This is a genomic window from Bacillus sp. 7884-1, assembly GCF_002272245.1.
Classification (GTDB): Bacteria; Bacillota; Bacilli; order Bacillales; family Cytobacillaceae; genus Neobacillus.
Map to the genome: position 1 here is coordinate 1 of NZ_NPDD01000094.1, position 4,741 is coordinate 4,741.

Annotated in this window: 8 protein-coding genes and 1 other annotated feature; of the genes, 1 reads left to right on the forward strand and 7 read right to left on the reverse strand. The window is 38.2% G+C overall.

What is annotated here, in order from left to right; genetic code table 11:
- Positions 1 to 79: 79 nt before the first annotated feature.
- Positions 80 to 1,165 carry a M42 family metallopeptidase gene (locus CHI06_RS12425; protein WP_095248873.1) on the reverse strand — a complete coding sequence of 362 codons (1,086 nt, stop codon included), beginning with the start codon at positions 1,163 to 1,165 and terminating at the stop codon, positions 80 to 82.
- 53 nt (positions 1,166 to 1,218) lie between these two features.
- Positions 1,219 to 1,710: a dUTP diphosphatase gene (locus CHI06_RS12430; protein WP_095248874.1), complete on the reverse strand. Its 492-nt coding sequence runs from the start codon at positions 1,708 to 1,710 to the stop codon at positions 1,219 to 1,221.
- 101 nt (positions 1,711 to 1,811) lie between these two features.
- On the opposite strand from CHI06_RS12430, the gene CHI06_RS12435 reads away from it, so the two are divergent.
- Positions 1,812 to 2,192, forward strand: coding sequence for a sigma-w pathway protein ysdB (locus tag CHI06_RS12435; RefSeq protein ID WP_095248875.1), 381 nt, complete (start codon positions 1,812 to 1,814; stop codon positions 2,190 to 2,192).
- Between the two features lie 4 nt (positions 2,193 to 2,196).
- Here CHI06_RS12435 and CHI06_RS12440 read toward each other — a convergent pair whose 3' ends face one another.
- The 5 genes from CHI06_RS12440 to infC form a co-directional block, all read right to left on the reverse strand.
- The gene (locus CHI06_RS12440) at positions 2,197 to 2,784 is read right to left on the reverse strand and encodes a TVP38/TMEM64 family protein (RefSeq protein ID WP_095248876.1); all 588 of its coding nucleotides are present in this window, start codon (positions 2,782 to 2,784) and stop codon (positions 2,197 to 2,199) included.
- Positions 2,785 to 2,853: 69 nt separating this feature from the next.
- The gene (locus CHI06_RS12445; RefSeq protein WP_095248877.1) at positions 2,854 to 3,117 is read right to left on the reverse strand and encodes a DUF1294 domain-containing protein; all 264 of its coding nucleotides are present in this window, start codon (positions 3,115 to 3,117) and stop codon (positions 2,854 to 2,856) included.
- Between the two features lie 55 nt (positions 3,118 to 3,172).
- Positions 3,173 to 3,529 carry a 50S ribosomal protein L20 gene (gene rplT, locus CHI06_RS12450; RefSeq protein WP_095248878.1) on the reverse strand — a complete coding sequence of 119 codons (357 nt, stop codon included), beginning with the start codon at positions 3,527 to 3,529 and terminating at the stop codon, positions 3,173 to 3,175.
- A gap of 31 nt (positions 3,530 to 3,560) precedes the next feature.
- Positions 3,561 to 3,761, reverse strand: a complete 201-nt coding sequence (rpmI, locus tag CHI06_RS12455; protein WP_034676880.1) for a 50S ribosomal protein L35 — start codon at positions 3,759 to 3,761, stop codon at positions 3,561 to 3,563.
- Between the two features lie 17 nt (positions 3,762 to 3,778).
- Entirely contained in the window at positions 3,779 to 4,297 is a 519-nt protein-coding gene (gene infC / locus CHI06_RS12460) for a translation initiation factor IF-3 (RefSeq protein ID WP_169803657.1), read from the reverse strand.
- A 100-nt stretch (positions 4,298 to 4,397) separates the two neighbouring features.
- Positions 4,398 to 4,529, reverse strand: a sequence feature (ribosomal protein L20 leader region).
- Between the last annotated feature and the right edge of the window lie 212 nt (positions 4,530 to 4,741).

Sequence of the window (4,741 nt, forward strand, 5' to 3'; positions counted from 1 at the left end):
TGCTATCCGCAAGTATTTTCTGCTATCCGCAAGTATTGCACTAAAAAAATCCCCGACATTATATCGAGGACAGCAAACTTTATTCGTACGTAATTTTATCAACTGTTTCACGGTCTAGTCGTTTGATGACTTCAACAATCAGTTTAACAGCATTTTCGTAGTCATCACGGTGCAGCATAGCCGCATGTGAATGAATATATCTTGTTGCAATCGTAATGGCTAACGATGGTACACCGTTATGTGTGATATGGATTGGACCAGCGTCAGTACCTCCACCAGGAATGGCGTCAAATTGATACGGAATATTCAATTCATCTGCCAAATTGGTTATAAAGTCGCGCAGGCCTTTATGTGCCACAAGGGTAGCGTCATATAATATGATTTGTGGACCTTTTCCCATTTTACTCATGGCTTCTTTTTCAGAAATACCAGGTGTATCACCTGCAATACCAACATCGACAGCAAAACCGATATCAGGATTAATTTTCTCAGCAGATGTTTTCGCACCACGAGAGCCGATTTCTTCTTGGGTGGTTCCGAGACCATAAACCTCGTTTGGATGGTCGACACCTTTTAATTGCTTCAATACATCAATCGCAATCGCGCAGCCAATCCGATTATCCCACGCCTTTGCCAAAAGCATTTTTTCATTATTCATTACGGTAAATTCAAAATATGGAACTGCCATATCTCCTGGGAGAACTCCCCATTCCATTGCTTCTTCACGGCTTGATGCCCCAATATCAATAAACATATCTTTTATTTCTACTGGCTTCTTACGAGCTTCTACTGATAAAATGTGCGGAGGCTTGGATCCGATGACACCAATAATATCACCTTTTTTTGTAACGATAGTTACGCGCTGTGCCAGCATAACCTGTGACCACCAGCCGCCAACTGTTTGAAAACGAAGGAAGCCTTTATCATCAATTTGTGTAATCATAAAGCCAACTTCGTCTAAGTGACCGGCCACGATAATTTTCGGACCGCCCTCTTTTCCAACCTTTTTTGCGATTAGACTGCCAAGTCCGTCAGTTGTTACTTCATCCGCATATGGTGCTATGTATTTCGTCATTACGTCGCGAACTTCCCTCTCGTTGCCGGGAATCCCTTTGGCGCCGGTTAGATCCTTTAACATCGTTAAAGTTTCATCTAATTTAGCCATTACTTCGCCCCCTTTATATGTATATTCGAACATCATTATACAATAATTTTCAGCTAATAGTTATTCTGCTGTCTTTGATAATTTACTTCATTTTTCGTAAAATATGCCTTTTCCATTTCCTCATAGCTTATTCCAAGCAGATTACCCAGCTGCAAATAAGATTCAAGCAACTCTTTGAAATCATGTTCGTTTTTACTGTTTTTAAAATCATTAATTTTTTCATAAATGAGTAGAAATTGTTCTGAGACATTTAAAGCAGTTGGTTCTGTTTGAATAGTGTACTGTAGTTTCTCAAATCCGCATTCAATGCCAAGTGACAAGATGAAATGGACTCCATCAACAAACTCTTCTAGTACCACACTTTTTTCCGATGATGGCTTAACACTCCAAAACTTGAAACAACGAGTTTCATTCGCTAATTCCCCAATTTCCACCAGCAATGCGAGTACCTTCTTGTTAAATAAATCTTCATCCTGCAGGTCATGCTTTTTTTCAATATGCTGATCCAACGCTTGTTGCATGATAAATAACTTTTCTAGCTGCATTTATAATCACTCCCTTTGCAAAATTATATCAAAGTGTAGAAAGAATGAAACTTTTCTTTTCCCAATTCGTATTGTAGGTAAAAGTACTAGGAGGCAAAACCATGGTTTGGCTGCTGCGCTTACTGTTAGTATGCTTGTTCATCTTCATTATTTTTGTAACCATTAAATTTCTTCTTAAACCAACTCGTAAATTGGAAGCAGCTCGAAAACACAAACGTTTCCTACTTATAGACAATGAAGAGGTCACCAAGAACTTCCAACTCACTTACAATGGTGCATTGTTTACGGGAGAAAAATATCTTGGTGCTACGAAAAATACGATAGATGTTGTTTCCATCTCGCTTTGGCCAGATCAAACTACTTCCATTCAAGGAATGGATAAGGAGGACTTTTATTTTATCGAAAGAAAAATACACGAAAGATATCCAGTTGCTCAAATCAATTGGAAAAGTCCAATTGATGAATTTTTGCATCAAAAATAGCCGCCTATCCAGCGGCCTTTTCTTTTGTTCTTTTAAAAAACACCTTCCATTTGATTACATTTTGTTTCTCTCTCAGTAGATAAACAAGAATCGTTAACCCCAGTAGAATTAATGCGATAACAGAAGGCGTAAAGGTTGAGATATATTCTCCAAAAATGGTACAAAAAAAGGCGATTGGGATATTTGTTAAGAAAGAAGCTTTTAAATACTCTTTAAATTTAGGTTTTCTTTGTTTTAAGCAAAAGCTTAATAAGTGGTAATGAACAAAAGGAATAAGTCTTAAAATGGCAATTTGACCGACGGTAAGATTTCTATATTCCCCAAACCAGCGATTTTTTATTTTTATTAGGCGGTCCTGGGTTTTCGGCATTCTATCAATGAAAGCATAGAAAAAGATGCTAACCCCCATTAAACCAATAACCGAATAAATAGTCCCCCACACCGTTCCAAAAAGAACCCCTCCAGCAATGACGACAACCGATACAGGAATAAACAAGAACGATCTTAGCAGATGAAATAGAACAAAAGCCAATGGAGCAAAAACCCCCCCAGCTTCCACCATGATTAACAGCAAAGACAAGTCCTCATTCATTTTACATGCCCCCTGGGTTGTTAATCTATCTTGTTAACTTAACATATAAAAAGGGCCATGCTGTTATGTCTACAACGTGAAAAAATAGCCTAAAAGTATGACTTCCGCTACAGCTAGTAAAGGAAATCCAACTTTAAAGGATATGTGCTTTGTTTTATGCCTAAACATCTGCATTCCTGCTGTTGTACCAACAGCACCCCCAAATATAGCCACTAGCCACAAAGTGTTTTCACTAATCCGGTATTGATGTTTTATCGCTCGATTTTTATCCACTTTCATTACAATCATACCAATAATATTCATTATGATATATGCACCTAATATGGTACTCATTTTCCCATCTCCCTTATAGAAAAAACCATCCTCGTTATGAGAATGGCTCAAAAAATTATTTTTGTTGTTGTTTTGCAACGTTTGCTAATTCAGTAAATGCTGCTGCATCGCTTACTGCTAATTCAGCAAGCATTTTGCGGTTTACTTCGATACCAGCAATCTTTAAGCCATGCATTAAACGGCTGTAAGAAAGTCCGTTCATACGAGCTGCTGCGTTGATACGAGTAATCCAAAGTTTGCGGAAGTCGCGCTTCTTCTGACGACGATCGCGGAATGCGTACATTAAAGATTTCATAACCTGTTGGTTAGCTACTTTATATAATGTATGTTTTGAACCATAATAACCTTTTGCTAATTTAATAACTTTTTTACGACGCTTGCGCGTAACTGTACCGCCTTTTACACGTGGCATGAATTTTTCCTCCTATATCAATCGTTAACGATTATTTAAGATTTGTTAATAAGAAACGGATGCGTTTGAAATCGCCTTTAGAAACAAGTGAAGCTTTGCGAAGCTTACGCTTAGCTTTTGTAGATTTGTTTGCAAATAAGTGGCTAGTATAAGCGTGTGAACGCTTCAGTTTACCAGAACCAGTCTTCTTGAAACGCTTTGCAGCGCCACGGTGAGTTTTCATTTTTGGCATTGGGATAGTCCTCCTTATTACTTTTCAGTTTTAGGTGCTAGAACGAGGAACATGCTTCGTCCATCCATTTTTGGATGAGATTCGATTGTTGCAACTTCTTTGCACTCGGTAGCAAAACGGTCTAATACACGTTGACCGATTTCTTTATGGGTAATCGCCCGGCCCTTGAAGCGGATTGAAGCTTTTACCTTGTCGCCTTTTTCCAAAAACTTAATCGCATTGCGAAGTTTTGTATTAAAGTCATGCTCATCAATTGTTGGGCTGAGACGAACTTCTTTTGTAACAATAATCTTTTGATTCTTTCGAGCTTCTTTTTCTTTCTTTTGATTCTCGAATTTAAATTTGCCATAGTCCATAATTCGGGCTACCGGGGGCTTCGCATTTGGTGCAACTAGTACCAAATCAAGATTCACTCGTCCGGCAATCTCCAGCGCTTCAAATTTGGTTTTAATCCCTAATTGCTCGCCGTTTTGATCGATTAGGCGAACTTCGCGAGCGCGAATACCCTCATTTAATAACATGTCTTTGCTAATAATTAGCCACCTCCAAGGTTTTCACGAATACAACATCCGGGTCAAGAACATCTGACTTTTGCTGCATCGGCAAGTACTGAACAACTTTAGATTCTTTGTTTAAACAAATAAAAAAGTGCGGATGAATACACCCACACTTTACGAAACAAAAGTAATAAACTAAAAAGTTCACGTAAAACCTGCCAACTGCCAATTGCGTCAATCAGGTGAGAAGCGGGTGCTTCTTCTTTTCCCAAAACTAGTATTCAATTTTCCTTAGTTACTATAACATAAGCAAAGACGTAATGTCAAACATGCATTTCATATGACAACGAAATTTATTCTATCAAGAAACAAAGAATTATTCAATAGAAATTTTTTCTTTTTTTGGCGGTTAACTTGGCTGTTGATTTCCGCTCCACTAAGGAAAGCTTCTTTGAGTAAACACCGCAGGGACAGGCGGTCTTT

What these genes read in the sequence shown, in the direction of transcription:
- CHI06_RS12425 (WP_095248873.1), bottom strand. Translation starts at nt 1,165, where the DNA reads ATGGCTAAATTAGATGAAACTTTAACGATGTTAAAGGATCTAACCGGC.
- CHI06_RS12430 (WP_095248874.1), bottom strand. Translation starts at nt 1,710, where the DNA reads ATGCAGCTAGAAAAGTTATTTATCATGCAACAAGCGTTGGATCAGCAT.
- CHI06_RS12435 (WP_095248875.1), top strand. Translation starts at nt 1,812, where the DNA reads ATGGTTTGGCTGCTGCGCTTACTGTTAGTATGCTTGTTCATCTTCATT.
- CHI06_RS12440 (WP_095248876.1), bottom strand. Translation starts at nt 2,784, where the DNA reads ATGAATGAGGACTTGTCTTTGCTGTTAATCATGGTGGAAGCTGGGGGG.
- CHI06_RS12445 (WP_095248877.1), bottom strand. Translation starts at nt 3,117, where the DNA reads ATGAGTACCATATTAGGTGCATATATCATAATGAATATTATTGGTATG.
- rplT (WP_095248878.1), bottom strand. Translation starts at nt 3,529, where the DNA reads ATGCCACGTGTAAAAGGCGGTACAGTTACGCGCAAGCGTCGTAAAAAA.
- rpmI (WP_034676880.1), bottom strand. Translation starts at nt 3,761, where the DNA reads ATGCCAAAAATGAAAACTCACCGTGGCGCTGCAAAGCGTTTCAAGAAG.